Annotated in this window: 20 protein-coding genes; 14 read left to right on the forward strand and 6 right to left on the reverse strand. The window is 56.5% G+C overall.

Annotated elements, in window-relative coordinates:
- Window positions 1-242: 242 nt before the first annotated feature.
- The 8 genes from metK (at window position 243) to ruvX (ending at window position 7,427) form a co-directional block, all read left to right on the forward strand.
- A complete protein-coding gene (gene metK, locus HF650_RS20020) occupies window positions 243-1,397 on the forward strand; it encodes a methionine adenosyltransferase (RefSeq protein WP_187800077.1) in 1,155 nt (384 codons plus the stop codon).
- 403 nt (window positions 1,398-1,800) lie between these two features.
- The gene (locus HF650_RS20025) at window positions 1,801-3,195 is read left to right on the forward strand and encodes a sugar porter family MFS transporter (RefSeq protein ID WP_187800078.1); all 1,395 of its coding nucleotides are present in this window, start codon (window positions 1,801-1,803) and stop codon (window positions 3,193-3,195) included.
- An 83-nt stretch (window positions 3,196-3,278) separates the two neighbouring features.
- Window positions 3,279-3,794, forward strand: a complete 516-nt coding sequence (locus HF650_RS20030) for a SprT family zinc-dependent metalloprotease (RefSeq protein ID WP_187800079.1) — start codon at window positions 3,279-3,281, stop codon at window positions 3,792-3,794.
- A gap of 78 nt (window positions 3,795-3,872) precedes the next feature.
- On the forward strand, window positions 3,873-4,571 hold the full coding sequence (endA, locus tag HF650_RS20035; protein ID WP_187800080.1) for a deoxyribonuclease I: 699 nt from the start codon (window positions 3,873-3,875) through the stop codon (window positions 4,569-4,571).
- 66 nt (window positions 4,572-4,637) lie between these two features.
- Entirely contained in the window at window positions 4,638-5,369 is a 732-nt protein-coding gene (gene rsmE, locus HF650_RS20040; RefSeq protein ID WP_187800081.1) for a 16S rRNA (uracil(1498)-N(3))-methyltransferase, read from the forward strand.
- A gap of 13 nt (window positions 5,370-5,382) precedes the next feature.
- Entirely contained in the window at window positions 5,383-6,330 is a 948-nt protein-coding gene (gene gshB / locus HF650_RS20045) for a glutathione synthase (RefSeq protein WP_187800082.1), read from the forward strand.
- Between the two features lie 117 nt (window positions 6,331-6,447).
- On the forward strand, window positions 6,448-7,011 hold the full coding sequence (locus HF650_RS20050; protein ID WP_187800083.1) for a YqgE/AlgH family protein: 564 nt from the start codon (window positions 6,448-6,450) through the stop codon (window positions 7,009-7,011).
- Window positions 7,011-7,427, forward strand: coding sequence for a Holliday junction resolvase RuvX (gene ruvX / locus HF650_RS20055; RefSeq protein WP_023480823.1), 417 nt, complete (start codon window positions 7,011-7,013; stop codon window positions 7,425-7,427). The genes HF650_RS20050 and ruvX overlap by 1 nt, the downstream gene beginning before the upstream one ends.
- Window positions 7,428-7,557: 130 nt before the next feature.
- Here the strand turns inward: ruvX and HF650_RS20060 are convergent, their stop codons facing one another.
- Window positions 7,558-8,250, reverse strand: a complete 693-nt coding sequence (locus HF650_RS20060; protein ID WP_187800084.1) for an IclR family transcriptional regulator — start codon at window positions 8,248-8,250, stop codon at window positions 7,558-7,560.
- Between the two features lie 67 nt (window positions 8,251-8,317).
- On the opposite strand from HF650_RS20060, the gene HF650_RS20065 reads away from it, so the two are divergent.
- Entirely contained in the window at window positions 8,318-10,576 is a 2,259-nt protein-coding gene (locus HF650_RS20065) for an FAD-dependent oxidoreductase (protein WP_187800085.1), read from the forward strand.
- Here the strand turns inward: HF650_RS20065 and HF650_RS20070 are convergent.
- Entirely contained in the window at window positions 10,573-11,553 is a 981-nt protein-coding gene (locus tag HF650_RS20070) for a PilT/PilU family type 4a pilus ATPase (protein ID WP_187800086.1), read from the reverse strand. The two genes, HF650_RS20065 and HF650_RS20070, sit on opposite strands and share 4 nt — an antisense overlap.
- A gap of 17 nt (window positions 11,554-11,570) precedes the next feature.
- Between HF650_RS20070 and HF650_RS20075 the strand changes: the two genes are divergently transcribed.
- From HF650_RS20075 to hemW, 5 genes are read left to right on the forward strand one after another with little or no spacing between them, the layout of a single operon-like run.
- A complete protein-coding gene (locus HF650_RS20075; protein WP_187800087.1) occupies window positions 11,571-12,275 on the forward strand; it encodes a YggS family pyridoxal phosphate-dependent enzyme in 705 nt (234 codons plus the stop codon).
- An 18-nt stretch (window positions 12,276-12,293) separates the two neighbouring features.
- Window positions 12,294-12,860 (forward strand): YggT family protein, encoded by a 567-nt coding sequence (locus tag HF650_RS20080; RefSeq protein WP_187800088.1) that lies wholly within the window; start codon window positions 12,294-12,296, stop codon window positions 12,858-12,860.
- Entirely contained in the window at window positions 12,857-13,147 is a 291-nt protein-coding gene (yggU, locus tag HF650_RS20085) for a DUF167 family protein YggU (RefSeq protein ID WP_187800089.1), read from the forward strand. The genes HF650_RS20080 and yggU overlap by 4 nt, the downstream gene beginning before the upstream one ends.
- 8 nt (window positions 13,148-13,155) lie before the next feature.
- The gene (locus HF650_RS20090) at window positions 13,156-13,749 is read left to right on the forward strand and encodes an XTP/dITP diphosphatase (protein WP_187800090.1); all 594 of its coding nucleotides are present in this window, start codon (window positions 13,156-13,158) and stop codon (window positions 13,747-13,749) included.
- A complete protein-coding gene (gene hemW, locus HF650_RS20095; RefSeq protein ID WP_187800091.1) occupies window positions 13,742-14,878 on the forward strand; it encodes a radical SAM family heme chaperone HemW in 1,137 nt (378 codons plus the stop codon). Before HF650_RS20090 ends, hemW begins: the two co-directional genes overlap by 8 nt.
- A gap of 81 nt (window positions 14,879-14,959) precedes the next feature.
- Here hemW and wzz(fepE) read toward each other — a convergent pair whose 3' ends face one another.
- The 4 genes from wzz(fepE) to trmB all read right to left on the reverse strand — a co-directional run bounded on the left by wzz(fepE) (window position 14,960) and on the right by trmB (window position 18,210).
- A complete protein-coding gene (gene wzz(fepE), locus HF650_RS20100) occupies window positions 14,960-16,066 on the reverse strand; it encodes an LPS O-antigen length regulator Wzz(fepE) (RefSeq protein ID WP_187800092.1) in 1,107 nt (368 codons plus the stop codon).
- A gap of 325 nt (window positions 16,067-16,391) precedes the next feature.
- Window positions 16,392-17,108 (reverse strand): DUF2884 domain-containing protein, encoded by a 717-nt coding sequence (locus HF650_RS20105; protein WP_187800093.1) that lies wholly within the window; start codon window positions 17,106-17,108, stop codon window positions 16,392-16,394.
- Window positions 17,109-17,164: 56 nt separating this feature from the next.
- The gene (locus tag HF650_RS20110; RefSeq protein WP_187800094.1) at window positions 17,165-17,491 is read right to left on the reverse strand and encodes a YggL family protein; all 327 of its coding nucleotides are present in this window, start codon (window positions 17,489-17,491) and stop codon (window positions 17,165-17,167) included.
- On the reverse strand, window positions 17,491-18,210 hold the full coding sequence (trmB, locus tag HF650_RS20115; protein ID WP_187800095.1) for a tRNA (guanosine(46)-N7)-methyltransferase TrmB: 720 nt from the start codon (window positions 18,208-18,210) through the stop codon (window positions 17,491-17,493). The genes HF650_RS20110 and trmB overlap by 1 nt, the downstream gene beginning before the upstream one ends.
- Window positions 18,211-18,274 lie beyond the last annotated feature (64 nt).

The following is an 18,274-nucleotide window of genomic DNA, read 5'->3' on the forward strand; positions in this document are numbered from 1 at the left end:
ATAAAAAAGGCCTTCTTGCCCCATTGCCAGGAAAATTTTCCGTGACAGAGTGTGTCAGGAGACGACGCAGATCAAAAAACGCTGGCAATGAGATGAATAAGTAACCTAAAATAGCCGTCCAGATGTTAATCCGTCCAGACCGATTAACACACAGACTTCTTGTGTCCTCTTTGCGTAGCCACCGCGAAGAGAGCCGAACACAGAATTCGATTTAACCGAATTACACCAGGTGAAAATTTACTATGGCAAAACACCTTTTTACGTCCGAGTCCGTCTCTGAAGGGCATCCTGACAAAATCGCTGACCAAATTTCTGACGCTGTGCTGGATGCAATCCTCGAGCAGGACCCTAAAGCGCGCGTCGCTTGTGAAACGTACGTGAAAACCGGCATGGTGCTGGTCGGTGGCGAAATCACTACCAGCGCATGGGTGGATATCGAAGAGATCACCCGTAACACCGTGCGTGAGATCGGCTATGTTCACTCTGACATGGGCTTTGACGCTAACTCTTGCGCCGTACTGAGCGCAATCGGTAAGCAGTCTCCGGATATCAACCAGGGCGTTGACCGTGCCGATCCTCTGGAGCAGGGCGCGGGCGATCAGGGTCTGATGTTTGGCTACGCGACCAACGAAACCGACGTGCTGATGCCAGCGCCGATCACCTACGCTCACCGTCTGGTTGAACGCCAGGCTGAAGTGCGCAAAAACGGCACCCTGCCGTGGCTGCGTCCGGATGCGAAAAGCCAGGTTACCTTCCAGTACGACGATGGCAAAATCGTTGGCATTGATGCCGTGGTGCTCTCTACCCAGCACTCCGAAGATATCGATCAGACATCGCTGCAGGAAGCGGTGATGGAAGAGATCATCAAGCCGATCCTGCCGACCGAGTGGCTGAACGCTTCGACCAAATTCTTTATCAACCCGACCGGCCGCTTTGTTATCGGCGGTCCGATGGGCGACTGTGGCCTGACCGGCCGTAAAATCATCGTTGACACCTATGGCGGCATGGCCCGTCACGGCGGCGGCGCATTCTCCGGTAAAGATCCGTCGAAAGTGGACCGTTCCGCAGCGTACGCAGCGCGTTATGTGGCGAAAAACATCGTTGCTGCTGGCCTTGCCGATCGCTGTGAAATCCAGGTCTCCTACGCCATTGGCGTGGCAGAGCCGACCTCGATCATGGTTGAAACCTTCGGCACCGAAAAAGTCTCTACCGAGCAGTTAACGCTGCTGGTGCGTGAGTTCTTCGACCTGCGTCCGTACGGCCTGATCCAGATGCTGGATCTGCTGCACCCGATCTATAAAGAGACCGCTGCATACGGTCACTTCGGTCGCGAATCCTTCCCGTGGGAAAAAACCGACAAAGCCGCGCTGCTGCGCGATGCTGCCGGTCTGAAATAATCCACGGTTCGCACCGCTATAAAGGCCAGCTCGCGCTGGCCTTTTTCATTGTTACATGCTGAATGACCACCACATCGCATTTGTGCAGCTATACTCACTCAGCCCGTAACTATTTCATTTGAAAGCGATTACACCAGGTAATCAACGAAACTCTCCCCTCACCTCACAGGCTGAAACGGTCGCGCGTCATAACTGTTACATTACGCTTCGGTTTAGTCTGAAATAACGCCCTGCAATTAACCATTCATTGTCAAGAATCCTATAATCCTCAACACTTTTATTTACATTCGTGGCCTGCCCGAAATGTAACCGATTACACTCATGTGATGCATATCACGACTTTTCGCTTATGAGTGACCTAACGTTTATCACGATAAAATTAATGACATGAATGGAGGGCATAATGCCTGACAATAAGAAACAGAAGCATTCCAACAAGGCCATGACCTTTTTTGTCTGCTTCCTCGCTGCACTGGCAGGACTACTTTTTGGCCTGGATATTGGCGTGATTGCGGGCGCACTGCCCTTCATCACGGAAGATTTTCAAATCAGCTCACATACTCAGGAGTGGGTGGTGAGCTCAATGATGTTTGGTGCCGCCGTCGGCGCAGTCGGCAGCGGCTGGCTCTCCTGGCGTCTTGGGCGTAAAAAGAGCCTGATGATCGGTGCCGTGCTGTTTGTTATCGGCTCTCTCTGCTCTGCCGCCGCGCCGAACGTCGAGTTCCTGATCGTCTCTCGCGTGCTGCTCGGCCTAGCGGTTGGTATCGCCTCTTATACCGCCCCGCTCTACCTCTCTGAGATCGCACCGGAAAAAATCCGCGGCAGTATGATTTCGATGTATCAGCTGATGATCACCATCGGTATCCTCGGCGCGTACCTTTCTGACACCGCGTTCAGCTATAGCGGCGCATGGCGCTGGATGCTGGGCGTGATTATCATTCCGGCAGTGCTGCTGCTGATTGGCGTCTTCTTCCTGCCAGACAGCCCGCGCTGGTTCGCCGCAAAACGCCGCTTCCACGATGCAGAACGGGTGCTGCTGCGCCTGCGTGACACCAGTGCTGAAGCGAAAAACGAGCTGGATGAGATCCGCGAAAGCCTGAAAGTGAAGCAGACCGGCTGGGCGCTGTTTAAAGAGAACAGCAACTTCCGCCGCGCGGTCTTCCTTGGCGTACTGCTGCAGATTATGCAACAGTTCACCGGGATGAACGTCATCATGTACTACGCGCCAAAAATCTTTGAACTGGCAGGGTATACCAACACCACCGAACAGATGTGGGGAACGGTAATTGTCGGTCTGACCAACGTGCTGGCGACCTTCATTGCAATCGGTCTGGTGGATCGTTGGGGCCGTAAACCGACGCTGGTGCTGGGCTTTATGGTGATGGCCGCCGGTATGGGTATTCTCGGCACGATGCTGCATATGGGCATCCACTCGCCGTCAGCGCAGTACTTCGCTGTCGCCATGCTGCTGATGTTTATCGTCGGCTTCGCAATGAGCGCAGGTCCGCTGATCTGGGTACTCTGCTCCGAAATCCAGCCGCTGAAAGGCCGCGATTTTGGTATCACCCTCTCCACCGCCACCAACTGGATCGCCAACATGATTGTCGGCGCGACCTTCCTGACGATGCTGAACACGCTGGGCAACGCCAATACCTTCTGGGTCTACGGCGGTCTGAACGTGCTGTTCATTATCCTCACCCTCTGGCTGGTGCCGGAAACCAAACACGTTTCGCTGGAGCATATCGAGCGCAACCTGATGCGCGGCCGTCCGCTGCGTGAAATTGGTTCCCGTGACTGATTAACCTCCTCCAGGCTTCCTCTGCGGAGGAAGCCTTTTTTGCTTATTGCACTCGCGTCCCGCCCATCCTATTCTCTGCAGTTATGAAAACACCCCGCCTCCCCATCGCCCTCCAGCAAGCTGTTATGCGTAGCCTGCGGGATAAACTCGCCCTCGCTAACCAGAAGCTTGAGCGTGACTACCCCGAGCCGAAGCTGGTCTATCAGCAGCGCGGTACAGCCGCCGGTACGGCCTGGCTTGCCGACTATGAGATTCGCCTCAACCCGGTGCTGCTACTGGAGAACCAGCAAGCCTTTATTGATGAAGTGGTTCCCCATGAGCTGGCGCACCTGCTGGTGTGGAAAGAGTTCGGGCGCGTTGCGCCGCACGGCAAAGAGTGGAAGTGGATGATGGAGAGTGTGCTCGGCGTTCCCGCGCGGCGAACCCATCAGTTTGAGCTGGAATCGGTACGGCGTAACACCTTCCCCTACCGCTGTAAATGCCAGCAGCATCAGCTGACTCTGCGGCGCCATAATCGGGTAGTGCGCGGCGAGGCGATCTACCGCTGCGTGCGCTGCGGCGAGCCGTTAATGGCTGAAGCGGCTAACAGAATCCATTAAGAAGTTTTATGCGCTAACTGATTGCATCAGGAAGCCCCTTCCGCTACGTTGCGAACTCGTTTTGACAGGGAGTTCGCTATGTTCCGTTTTATACCTTTTCTCTTCACGTTGCTGGCAGTGCCTGCCCTGGCCGCCAACGGTATCAACAACTTTTCCCAGGCCAAAGCGGCCGGTGTGAAAATCAATGCTGATGCGCCGGGTGATTTTTACTGCGGCTGTAAAATCATCTGGCAGGGCAAAAAAGGGGTCGTCGACCTCGCCTCCTGCGGCTACAAAGTGCGTAAAAATGAGAACCGTGCCAGCCGCATCGAGTGGGAACATGTGATGCCCGCCTGGCAGTTCGGCCACCTGCGTCAGTGCTGGCAAGATGGCGGGCGCAAACAGTGCGCCAAAGATCCGCTCTATCGCAAAATTGAGAGCGATATGCATAACCTGCAACCCGCGGTTGGCGAGGTAAATGGCGATCGCGGCAACTTTATGTACAGCCAGTGGAACGGCGGTGAAGGGCAGTATGGGCAGTGCGAGATGAAGGTCGATTTCAAAGCGAAACTGGCTGAACCGCCGGCGCGCGCACGCGGTTCGATTGCCCGTACCTACTTCTATATGCGCGATCAGTACCAGCTACCACTCTCACGCCAGCAAACCCAGCTTTTCACCGCCTGGGATAAACTCTATCCGGTTACTGCGTGGGAGTGCACGCGCGACGAGCGTATCGCGGCGGTGCAGGGCAACCATAACCCGTATGTGCAGCGCGCTTGCATGGCGCGAAAGAGCTAACCTACACTAGCGCCATTGTTAACATCCGCCCTGCCTACGGGGCGGTAATCAGAACGGATCTAAAACATGCGCATTCCCCGCATCCATCACCCAGAATGTATTCAGCCGGGCAGTGAAATTGCCCTCAGCGAGGATGCCGCCAACCACGTCGGCCGCGTGCTGCGTATGGGCCCGGGCCAGGCGGTGCAGCTTTTCGATGGCTCTAACCAGGTTTTCGACGCAGAAATCACCCACACCGATAAAAAGAGTGTGCGCGTCAACGTGCTGCGCGGCGAGGTAGACGATCGTGAATCACCGCTGCATATTCATCTCGGCCAGGTGATGTCGCGCGGTGAAAAGATGGAGTTCACCATCCAGAAATCGATCGAACTGGGCGTAAGCCTCATTACGCCACTTTTTTCTGAGCGCTGCGGCGTTAAACTGGATGCCGAACGCCTGAACAAGAAGCTGCAGCAGTGGCAAAAGATCGCCATTGCCGCCTGTGAACAGTGCGGGCGCAACCGTGTTCCGGAGATTCGCCCGGCCATGGATCTCGAAGCCTGGTGTGCTGAAGAGGAGAGCGGTCTGAAGCTCAACCTCCATCCGCGTGCCAGCCAGAGCATTAATACCTTGCCTCTGCCCGTCGAGCGCGTGCGTCTGCTGATTGGCCCGGAAGGCGGATTATCCGCCGATGAGATCGCCATGACCGCGCGCTACCAGTTTACGGATATTTTGTTAGGTCCCCGCGTGCTACGCACCGAGACAACGGCGCTTACCGCCATCACCGCGCTTCAGGTTCGCTTCGGCGACCTGGGTTGAAAGGAGAAGCAGAATGATTAAGCTCGGCATCGTGATGGATCCCATCGCGGACATTAACATCAAGAAAGACTCCAGCTTCGCCATGCTGCTGGAAGCACAGCGCCGCGGCTACGAGCTGCACTATATGGAGATGGACGATCTCTACCTGATTAACGGTGAAGCCCGCGCCCGTACACGTACCCTCTCCGTCGAGCAGAACTACGACAAATGGTATGAATTTGGCAGCGAGCAGGATATCGCGCTGGCCGATCTCGACACCGTGCTGATGCGTAAAGATCCGCCGTTCGACACCGAGTATATCTACGCGACCTATATCCTTGAGCGCGCGGAAGAGAAAGGCACGCTGATTGTTAATAAACCGCAGAGCCTGCGCGACTGTAACGAGAAGCTCTTCACCGCCTGGTTCCCGGAGCTGACACCGGAAACGCTGGTTACTCGCGATAAAGCGCGGCTGAAAGCCTTCTGGCAGAAGCACACCGACATTATTCTTAAGCCGCTGGACGGCATGGGCGGCACCTCTATTTTCCGCGTCAAAGAGGGCGATCCGAACCTTTCGGTTATCGCAGAAACCCTGACCGAACTGGGCACGCGCTACTGCATGGCGCAGAACTACCTGCCCGCCATTAAAGAGGGCGACAAACGTGTGCTGGTTGTCGATGGCGAACCGGTGCCTTACTGCCTGGCACGTGTGCCGCAGGGGGGAGAAACCCGTGGCAACCTGGCGGCCGGTGGTCGCGGTGAACCGCGTCCGTTGACCGAGAGCGACTGGGAAATCGCGCGTAAAGTCGCCCCAGTGCTGAAAGCCAAAGGGCTGATCTTCGTCGGTCTCGATATCATTGGCGATCGCCTGACGGAAATTAACGTCACCAGCCCGACCTGCATCCGTGAAATCGAAGCCGAATTCCCGGTCTCCATCACCGGTATGCTGATGGACGCTATCGAAAAACGTCTGGCTAAATAAGTGCCAAGAGGGTGCGAGCGAGAGCCCGCGCCCTTCCCGCTTTATCTCGTGACAGCATCCTGCTTTCCCCCCATACTACGTTGTCGCTTTTTTGAACCAGGAACAGAACCTCTGACAATGAATTTACAGCATCACTTTCTTATTGCCATGCCTGCTCTCCAGGATCCCCTCTTCCGGCGCTCCGTTGTCTATATCTGCGAGCACAGCGAGGAAGGGGCGATGGGGCTTATCATCAATAAGCCGCTGGAAAACCTGACGGTAGAAGGCGTGCTCGAAAAACTGAAAATCGAGGCCGTTGAACGCGACCCGGCGATCCGTCTTGATAAACCGGTGCTGCTCGGCGGCCCGCTGGCGGAAGATCGCGGCTTTATCCTGCACACGCCGCCTGCTGGTTTTGCCTCCAGCATTCGCGTCTCGGACAACACCGTGGTTACCACCTCGCGTGACGTGCTGGAGACGCTCGGCACCGGCGAACAGCCCACTGAGGTGATGGTCGCGCTGGGCTACTCGTCGTGGGATAAGGGGCAACTGGAGGAGGAGATCCTTGATAACGCGTGGCTTACCGCGCCGGCGGATCTCAATATCCTGTTCAAAACGCCTATTGCCGATCGCTGGCGCGAAGCGGCAAAACTTATCGGCATCGATATTTCGACCATGCCTGGCGTCGCGGGGCATGCCTGATGAGCGGCACACTGCTGGCGTTTGATTTCGGCACCAAAAGCATTGGCGTTGCCATCGGGCAGCGCATTACCGGGACGGCGCGCGCGCTGACGGCGCTGAAAGCGCAGGATGGCACGCCGGAGTGGAAGCGGATCGAAAATTTGCTCAAAGAGTGGCAGCCGGAGGCGGTAGTGGTTGGTTTGCCGCTCAATATGGATGGCACCGAGCAGTTGCTGACTGCCCGCGCCCGTAACTTTGCGAATAAAATTCACGGCCGTTTTGGCGCGAAAGTGATCCTGCATGATGAACGGTTAAGCACCGTTGAAGCGCGCTCGGGGCTGTTTGAACGCGGAGGATTCCGCGCCCTTGATAAAGGCAGCGTCGATTCAGCCTCGGCGGTGATTATTCTCGAAAGCTACTTCGAACTGCATCCTTAACCCTGCCCGTATCCCCTTCTCTTCCTCTTAGCCGCGATCGCATCGCGGCTTTCTGCCGATCCTTCTCACACTTTCCAGCCCCGCTTTTTGCATTCCCAACAATGTTTCTATAAAAGAAACATAAAGGCCTTCAGGATTTATCGGTTACACGCTGAACCAGTTCATGCAGAGCCTCTAAGCGCGTCGCCACCACCGCGTCGTCAACCTGCCACAGGCCGGCAAACGCGAGCGCGGCGGAGTGGGCACCAAGCGGTTTTGCCATCGACACTTCACCGTCGTCGTGATGCCACACCACATAGCCCTGAGCACGCTGCTGGGCGACATGCGGGCCAAGCTGCTGCCACTGCTCCGGCGTAAAGCGCTGTTGCAGCGCCTCGTCGCTCTCCGCCGCCAGCAGCGACATGCCGATAACCGACTGCCAGGCAGGCAGCATGTGGAAACCGGCCAGCGCCTGGCTCACCTGGCTACCGGGCTCAGAGTGGTAGATGTAGATCACCTGATCCTCCCACAGCACGCCCATCGCCACGACGATATCTTTCGGGGCGTAGCGTTCCAGCAGCGGCAGGGCATGGGAGAAGAGCGCCGAACCGCGAATTGCCTGTGCCGCCAGCGCATGGATGCCGGGCCCGGGAAGGTAGCGACGCTGCGCGTCCTGCATGGTCAAGCCGATGGAAGCCATGGTCATCAACAAGCGGTTTACACGGGTGGTGTTAATGCCCATCAGACGCGACAGCTCACGACAGCCAATGGCGCGATCGCTGGAGACGAGGTACTGCAGGCAGCGAATGCCATCAATCAGACTTTGGTTCGGTTGAGAAGACATTGCAGGGTTCGCTTTTCAGTTAGCTGGAAAAAACGATTCTACCGTCAGTCAAAAAGGAAACAAGATAATGAAAATCTTTCCTCACACCGATGCCAGAGCTTTTCCGACCCGGCAGCTGCACGCCGATCTGGTCGTCGCGGGCGGCGGGCTGGCTGGCCTTTGCGCCGCGCTGGCGGCAGCGCGCGACGGTTTAGAGGTCGTACTGATCCAGGACAGGCCGGTGCTCGGCGGCAATGCCTCCAGCGAAGTGCGCCTGTGGGCGAACGGCGCGACATCGCATATGGGCAACAATAACCGCTGGGCGCGCGAAGGCGGCATTATGGGCGAGATTATGGAGGAGAATCTCTGGCGCAACAAAGAGGGCAATCCGGTGATGTTTGACCTGGTGCTGCTCGATCTCGCCCGAAGCCAGCCGGGGCTGACACTGCTGCTTAATACTGCCGTGTTTGAGGTGGAAAAAGAGGCGCAGGCCATCACTCAGGTGAAAGCCTTTAACCCCATCAATGAGACCTTTTATACCGTCAGCGGCGCACACTTTTGTGATGCCACCGGCGATGGTGTGCTCGGCTATCTGGCGGGCGCTGAATACCGTGAAGGCGCAGAGGAAGCGGAGGAGCTGGGAGAGAAAATGGCACCCGGCGACAACTTCGGCCACAAGCTCGGGCACTCAATCTACTTCTATACCAAACAGACTGCCGGGCCGGTTAACTTTGTTCCCCCCTCCTTCGCGCTGAAAGATATTACCGCCATCCCCCGCTATAAGCGCCTTACTTCCACCCTTAACGGCTGCGATCTCTGGTGGCTTGAGTGGGGCGGGCGGCTTGATACCGTGCATGAGAGCGAAGAGATCAAGTGGGAGCTGTGGAAGATCGTCTGGGGCGTGTGGGATCACATCAAAAACTCCGGCAACTTCCCGGAAGCGGAAAATATGACCATCGAGTGGGTCGGCGCCATCCCCGGCAAGCGCGAAAGCCGCCGCTTCGTGGGCGACCATCTGCTGTGCCAGCAGGATATCATCGAGCAGCGCGACCACTACGATGCCGTGGGCTATGGCGGCTGGTCGATCGATCTGCACCCGGCGGACGGCGTCTACAGCACCCATGACGGCTGCCGTCAGTTTCACAGCAAAGGCACCTACACCATCCCGTTTCGCAGCCTCTACAGCCGCTCGCTGGATAACCTGCTGTTGACCGGGCGGCTCATCTCCGCTTCGCACGTCGCCTTCGGCAGTGCCCGCGTGATGTGCACCTGCGGCCTGCTGGGCGAGGTTGTTGGACGCGCCGCCGCGCTGTGCCATGCGCGCGGTCTCACGCCGCAGGCTCTGGCGCAGCGCGAGCATATCGGCGCGTTGCAACAGCAGTTGCAGCTTAACGGCTGCTATATCCCGCGCCAGTGGCTTAATGACCCGGCGGCCGGTGCAAGCGTCAGCGCCAGCAGTGAGTACCATCTGACGGCGCTCGCGCCTAACGGCAACTGGCATCCGCTGGCGGAGAGGATGGCGCTGCTGCTGCCTGTCCCGGCAGGCCATACCGTGCCGTCTATTACCCTGCGGCTGCGGGCAAAGCGGCCTACGGAGCTGACGGTCTCCCTGCTCGGCAGTGTGCGGGCCGGCAACTTCACCCCGGATTGCCACTTCGAAGAGCAGGTGCTGAGCGTGGCGGGCGAAGGCGAGCAGACCGTCACCTTCCAGTGGCAGAGCGAACGCAACCAGTATGTTTTTCTCGCCTTCGCCGCGCATGAAGAGGTTGAGATCGCGCTAACCGATACGCACCTGCCGGGCATCATGACGGTGTTTAACAGCCTTAATGCGCGCGTCGCCAAACATACCCGCCAGGTCGCCGATGGCGATTACGGCGTCGATGAGTTTGATTTCTGGCTGCCCCGCCGCCACCCTTCACAAATCATGCCCGCCCTGCGCTGCGATCCGCCCATCTCAGCCTGGAGCATGCAGAATGTGCTTAATGGCCGCCTGCGCCCCGAGCAGCAGATCAATGCCTGGTCCCCGGCCATGGATGACACCGCGCCGGAGATCGTCTGGCGCTGGGAGAACCCGCTGGAGATTAGACAGCTGACGCTGGTGCAGGATAACGATTTCGATAACGCCATGGAGTCCGTACAGATGGGACACCCGCTCGCCGTCACGCCGCACTGCATTACGCACTACCGCCTGTGGGCCGATGAGTGGCTGCTGGCAGAGGTTCATGACAACCACCACTCCGTCTGCCAACATCGGTTCACCCGCCCCATCACGGCAAGCAGCGTCAGGCTGGAGATCCTCGCCACTGCGGGCGCGCTGCCAGCGGTGTACGCGCTGCATCTCCACTAAAGACGCCCTTCGCGCATCCGCTGCTGGTGGCTCTGCGCAAAGGTCTGCATTCCTTGCTGCTGCCCGGTTTGCATCACGCCGGGCAGCTGGTGCGTTTTGCCTTCGCGGATAAGGTTCGCCACCGCCGGAGTATTTATCAGCAGTTCAAACAGCGCCACGCGCCCGCCCTGCTTATCCGCCTCCAGCCTCTGCGCCAGCACCGCCTGTAAGCTGCCCGCCAGCTGTCTGCGCACTGGCTCCTTCTCCTGCGCAGGAAAGCTGTCCACCAGCCTCTCGACGGCCTGCGCTGCACCGCGTGTATGCAAGGTTGCCAGCACCAGATGCCCGGTTTCAGCGGCGGTCAGCGCCAGGCGAATCGTCTCGCTATCGCGCAGCTCGCCAAGCAGGATCACATCCGGATCCTGGCGCAGCGCCGCGCGCAGCCCGTCGGCAAACGAGGCGCAGTGTTGTCCTATTTCGCGCTGCTGAATCAGGCTGTTGCCGCTCTGGTGCAGGAACTCAATAGGATCTTCCAGCGTCACAATATGTGCCCCGGCCTGGTGATTGAGGTGCTGCACCATCGCTGCAAGGGTTGTCGATTTACCGCTGCCCGTCGCGCCGGTGACGAGGATCAGGCCGTTCTCCCGCGCCAGTAGTTCGGCCAGCGCTGCCGGAGCAGAGATATCGTTAAGCTGCGGGCAGCGCTGTGGCAACAGGCGCAGCGCTAACGAGATGCCGCCGTGGCGGGCAAATGCGCCTGCGCGCAGCCGCCTGCCGCTTGCGGTGGTCAGAGCAAAATCCACCTGCCTCGACTCGCGCCACTGCTGCTGCTGAAGAGGGGTAAGCTGCCCGCTGAGCAGTGCGCTGATATCGGGCGGCTCAAAAGGCGCAGCGATAAGCTGTCCGTGCTGTCGCCAGCGCGGTGGACAACCACTGCACAGGTGTAGATCCGAGACATTATGCTTTACACTAAGCGCCACTATTTCTTCTATATCCATTACGCCATCCTGGAATCATGAACGATATCGCGCATAACCTGGCACAGGTCCGGGACAAAATCTCCGCCGCGGCGGCACGCTGCGGCCGGGCTTCAGAAGAAGTTACGTTACTTGCAGTGAGTAAAACCAAGCCTGCGAGCGCCGTCGCAGAAGCGATCGACGCCGGACAGCGTGCGTTTGGTGAAAACTATGTGCAGGAGGGGGTGGAGAAGATCCAGCACTTCCAGCAGGCGGGTGTCAGCGGGCTGGAGTGGCACTTTATCGGCCCGTTGCAGTCCAACAAAAGCCGTCTGGTAGCGGAGCACTTCGACTGGTGCCACACTGTCGACCGTCTGCGCATCGCCAGCCGCCTTAGCGAGCAGCGCCCGGCCACGCGCGCGCCGCTGAATGTTCTTATCCAAATCAACATCAGCGATGAGCAGAGCAAGTCCGGCATCGCCCTGAGCGAGCTGAATGAACTTGCCGCGCAACTCGTTGAACTGCCGGGCATCTGCCTGCGCGGGTTGATGGCGATCCCGGCACCGGAAGCAGAGTACGAACGGCAGTTTGCCGTGGCACGGCAAATGGCTGTAGCATTTGAGGCGCTTAAAACACGTTATTCAACGGTGGATACCCTGTCGTTGGGCATGACGGATGATATGTCCGCAGCCATCGCGGCGGGCAGTACGATGGTGCGCATTGGTACCGCCATTTTTGGTGCGCGCGATTACACAAAAAAGTAAGAGAAACTGAGGAACGCCATGTATACGTTGACTCGCCTGCTCTCAACAGTGATTGAACTCTACACCATGGTTCTGCTGTTGCGCGTCTGGATGCAGTGGGCACGCTGTGATTTTTATAACCCTTTTTCGCAATTTGTCGTTAAAGCCACCCAGCCAATTGTCGGGCCGCTGCGCCGCATTATCCCGGCGATAGGACCGCTCGACAGCGCCTCGCTGCTGGTCGCTTTTGTGCTGTGCTTTATCAAATTTATCGTGCTGTATATGGTGGTTACCTTTCAGCCGGTTATCTGGATATCTGCCCTGCTTATTCTGGTCAAAACCACTGGCATGATGATTTTGTATGTTCTGATAGCCATGGCAGTCATGAGTTGGGTCAGCCAGGGCCGCAGCCCGGCTGAGTACGCGCTGGTTCAGCTGACCGAGCCGCTGCTGCGCCCGATCCGCAACCTGCTACCGGCAATGGGCGGCATCGACTTCTCGCCGATGATCCTCGTGCTGCTGCTCTATGCGCTTAATATGGGGGTTGCCGAACTGCTGCAATCCCTCGGTTATGTAGGACTGGCGGGGGTGTGGCTTGGAAGATGAGTGCTGTTGAATCTTCTCAGGACGGGCTGGTTTTACGGCTTTATATTCAGCCGAAAGCCAGCCGCGATGCGATTATCGGTTTGCATGGCGACAAAGTAAAAGTCGCCATCACCGCCCCGCCAGTGGATGGCCAGGCCAATGCACACCTGGTGAAATTTCTCGCTAAACAGTTCCGCGTCGCGAAAAGCCAGGTGCTGATCGAAAAGGGCGAACTGGGCCGCCATAAACAGATTAAAATCGTTCATCCGCAACAGATCCCGACGGAAGTCGCGGCGCTGATAAATTAGGATCCCCTATGCAAAAAGTTGTCCTCGCCACCGGTAACGCCGGTAAAGTGCGCGAGCTTGCCTCGCTGCTCAATGATTTCGGCCTTGATGTGGTCGCCCAAACCGAGCTGGACGTTGAATCCGTTGAAGAGACCGGGCTGACCTTCATTGAAAACGCCATTCTGAAAGCCCGCCATGCGGCAAAAGTGACCGGTTTACCCGCCATTGCCGATGATTCGGGGCTGGCGGTGGATGCGCTGGGCGGCGCGCCGGGGATCTACTCTGCGCGCTATGCGGGCCTTGAAGCCAGCGACCAGCAGAACCTCGAAAAACTGCTCGATGCGCTACAAAACGTGCCGGACGGTGAGCGCCAGGCGCAGTTCCACTGTGTGCTGGTTTACATGCGCCACGCCGACGATCCGACCCCGCTGGTGTGCCACGGGAGCTGGCCTGGCACGATTGCCCGTGCGCCTGCCGGCAGCGGCGGCTTTGGTTACGATCCCATCTTTTTCGTCCCCTCCGAAGGCAAAACCGCCGCGGAGCTGACTCGCGACGAGAAGCGCGCCCTCTCCCATCGTGGTCAGGCGTTAACCCTGTTACTGGAAGCAATGCGTAATGGCTGATTTGCCGCCTCTGAGTCTCTATATCCACATTCCCTGGTGCGTGCAGAAGTGCCCCTACTGCGACTTCAACTCCCATGCGCTGAAGGGCGAAGTGCCGCACGACGATTATGTCCAGCATCTGCTTGCGGATCTGGATGGTGATGCCGCTTACGCCCAGGGACGGGAAATAAAGACCATCTTTATCGGCGGCGGTACGCCAAGCCTGCTCTCCGGCCCGGCGATGCAGACTCTGCTCGATGGCGTTCGCGCGCGTCTGCCGCTGGCCAGTGATGCGGAAATTACCATGGAGGCGAACCCCGGCACCGTTGAGGCTGACCGCTTCGCCGACTATCAGCGCGCTGGCGTTAACCGCATCTCAATAGGCGTGCAGAGTTTCAGCGAAACCAAGTTGCAGCGCCTCGGGCGTATTCACGGCCCCGAAGAAGCCAAACGCGCGGCAAATCTGGCAAGCGGGCTGGGGCTGCGCAGCTTTAACCTCGATTTAATGCACGGCTTGCCGGATCAATCCGTTGAGGAAGCGCTCGACGATCTGCGCCAGGCCATCGCGTTAAATCCGCCGCATCTGTCGTGGTATCAGCTCACTATCGAACCCAATACGCTCTTCAGCTCGCGCCCTCCGGTGCTACCGGATGATGACGCACTGTGGGATATCTTCGAGCAGGGCCACCAGATCCTGACGGCGGCGGGTTACCAGCAGTATGAAACCTCGGCCTATGCCAAACCGGGTTATCAGTGTCAGCACAACCTGAACTACTGGCGTTTCGGCGACTATCTCGGTATCGGCTGCGGTGCGCACGGCAAAGTGACCTTCGCGGATGGGCGCATTTTGCGTACGGCGAAAACGCGTCATCCACGCGGCTATATGCAGGGTAATTACCTTGATAAGCAGCATGATGTTGAAGAGCAGGATAAACCGTTTGAGTTCTTTATGAACCGTTTTCGCCTGCTGGAACCGGCACCGCGGGTAGAGTTTCCCGCTTATACCGGGCTGGATGAAGCGATAATTCGCCCGCAAATTGAGCAAGCGCTGGAACTCAATTATCTGAGCGAAAATGCAACGCACTGGCAGATTACCGGGCACGGTAAGCTATTTCTTAATTCATTGCTTGAGTTGTTTCTCAACGAATAACACCGATTGAGAGATAAAATTAAGGGGAAATATTATTTCCCCTTAATTATTTTAGTATTGTGATTATTTTAAAAATGATGGTTACAGCAATTTCCGCTGGTGCATCGCGTGGCGCAATAAGACGACGCCAGAGGAGATAACGCCACCAAGAATGATGGCCAGCGCCATGATAATCGCTCTACCCGGCCCATCTTTTTTCATCGGCAGCGACGGCGAAAGTTGATATTTGAAGGGGGAAAACTCCACATCTTTAATATCAAGTTGTTGCAACTGCGCCAGCGTGTATTCACGGTTACGGAAATCAGCATTCAGCTCGGTGAAATCTTTCATCGACTGCTCAATACGCAGTTTTTCCGAGATACCATCCGCACCGAGCGCGATGGAGAAGTCCGGGTCATCCTTTACCGCCTGGCCGTTGCTATAGACCGGACGTTTGATGCCCGCGGCATTCGCCACTTCGAGGGAGTAATTCAGGCGTTTCAAATTCGCATCATGCTTCGTAGCAATACGCGCGCGATCCATCTCCAGCACGTTCTTTTCAAAACTCTTCTTCAGCTCAACATCATTGCGCAGCGTAGCCAGTGTCTCATTGATTACTTTGGCGCTAATAAAATCGATGTAGCCTTTCAGTACCTGCTGGGCGTCCTCCGCCGTAGGCGCGGTAAAGCTGAGCGTCCAGGAGGCATACGGCGTGTTATCAGCACTCGCCTGTTTTGCGTTGTTGGTTGCTTTGATCTTTTCGGTCAGCAGCGTCAGCGCGCGGCGTAGCTCATATTGATCGAGGTTATTCTCTTCCAGCTTGCCCAGCACCAGCGGAGAGCTGGCGAGAAACTCCTCTTTCAGAGACTGAGAGGTGAATTTCTTCAGAAACAGGTTATAGACGTCGCTTTGTGAAATAGACGTTTTCACGTCAAGAACCTGTAGCGTCATGAGCGCTCTCTGCAGCTCCGCCCACTGGATACGCTCTGCCGGAGTGATCTCCGCCTGGCTAGTCCATTTTTGTGGCAATAATGCAGCGATAAAAAAGCCAACAACAGCGAACAGTACAACTGTGCCGATAATGAGCTTTTTACCTCGCCATAACAGGCTAATCAGATAAATCAGGTCGATCTCGTTATTTTTAAAGGAAAGGGCGGAATCTTCATAAAATGAAGCGTCGCCTTTCGGCTGTATATTTATTGATGACATAGGAGTATTTATGAAGAAATCATATCCGTGATTTGAGGCGGCGATATTAGCATCAACAAGAACATTCTGAAAGTACACAAATCATGAACAACTCAAATAATCGACAAATCACTTAAGTAAACCCTAAATTTTGGTAGGCCAAAAAGGAGAATTAACTCTTGCCTTTGTGAATAAAAGCTTATGGATAAATTTAAACTGGCTCTGCAAGATTTATTAAATAAACGATAAATGATTGTTACTTAATAGGCAGCAATAAGGGAGAGGGAATAATTATATATCGCGTTGAAAGGGCCTTTGGTCGATGACAAAAGGCCACGGTAGCGCATTACTTAAGTGATGAGGTTAACGCTTTGCGGCTCTCTTCGAGGGAAACCACACGCTGACAGACATCTTTGCCAAACTGCTGGAAATCAGCTTCCTGATTTTTCCATTCGTTCTGGATAGCGGTTTGTAAACCACCGAGGTTACCGAGCACATTCTGCAATGGGTTACCGCCGCTTTTCATTACTGCTTTCGCACCCATTTCATTAATGCTGTCCTGCAGAATGCCGCCCATAGCCTGGTTGACTAACTGCTGACCATCGGCGCGAACCTGTTCAATCGCCTTATAGTGGAAGGTCAGGCCGTCGCTGCGATGTTCAATGATGCGGTTCATCTGCTCTTTAAGCTGCGCATCGAGTTTGGTGAGGCGGTTACGCATGCTGCTGCTCTCCCCCACCTCTTTAACGATGATCTTATCCAGCGCAATACGGTTCTTCTCTACGCGAGTCAGCGCACCGTTGTCGATCCACGGCAGGGCGCTGCGCAGCTCAGCCTGGTAATCTTTCGCCTGCTCGCGCTGGGCGGCGCTAAGCGATGGCTGTTTGCCGTTAAACATCACATTACCCTCTGGCGTGATCACCAGATTGCCGTTCTCGCCCTTCACCTGAACGGTTTGCGGGCTGATAATCACATCATCGCGCGGCGTGACGCTGCACTGATAATCTGCCTGCGCCGCGAAAGCTGTAAGGGTGAGCGTTGCCGCCAGCAGCGTTTTACGCATTGTATAAACTCCTGTAGAGACAAAATGGGCCAGCAGATGCTGGCCCTTATGTTTGTTTAGTCCCACCAAACGTCGAAAAGTTCGCTGGTACGTACCGCTTCGAGCTTCTGCTCCTCCAGCCACTTGCGCACAAGAGCCTGATGCTCTTCGGTACATTTGCCAATCTCTTGCAGGCAGATTAACCCCTCCCACGCCAGATAGCCGCTGCCATCGAACGCCAGTTTATTCGGCGCAATCACCTGCTGGATGAAGTTATCAACGGTGCTGTCGATCTGCTCTTCCGTTGTGCCTTCCGGGAAACGCCACGCGACGGAGAAACCCACTTCCTGAAATTCGTCGATATGCATTTTTTTACGCAAGCGACGGCTGCGGTTCTTTGCCATTATTTCACCCTCTCGAACATTAAGTCCCATACACCGTGACCAAGACGGTGGCCACGCTGTTCAAATTTCGTTACCGGGCGCGATTCCGGGCGCGGCACATAGTCGTTGCTGGCTGACAGGTTTTTATAGCCGTCGATGGAGTTCATCACCTCCAGCATATGTTCAGCATAGGCTTCCCAGTCGGTCGCCATATGGAACACGCCGCCCAGCTTGAGCTTGCTCTTCACCAGCTCGGCAAAGGGTACCTGCACAATACGGCGCTTATTATGACGCGCTTTATGCCACGGGTCCGGGAAAAAGAGTTGCACCATGTTTAAGGCGTTGTCCGGGATCATGGTGTGCAGCACTTCTACCGCGTCATGGCACATCACGCGCAGGTTCTCGACGCCCTCTTCGTGAGCGGAAGAGAGGCAAGCACCGACGCCCGGCGAGTGTACTTCAATGCCGAGGAAATCCTGCTCCGGGCGGGTTTTCGCCATTTCGACCAGCGAAGCGCCCATGCCGAAACCGATCTCCAGCGTTACCGGCGCGCTACGACCAAACAGCGCGGTAAAGTCGAGCGGCTGTTCGGTAAACTCAACGCCCTTCACCGGCCAGTAATTGTCCAGCGCATGCTGCTGACCCTTTGTCAGACGCCCCTGGCGACGGACAAAGCTACGAATGCGGCGCAGCGGGCGGCCATTTTCATCAAATTCCGGTGAAATGACGTCGTTATTCATAAGTTTTCTGCTCGTGAGAGTGTTCAGGAAACGGGCATTATCCAAAGATCATGGCATGATGCAA

The sequence above is a fragment of the Kosakonia sp. SMBL-WEM22 genome (genome assembly GCF_014490785.1).
Taxonomy (GTDB): Bacteria; Pseudomonadota; Gammaproteobacteria; order Enterobacterales; family Enterobacteriaceae; genus Kosakonia.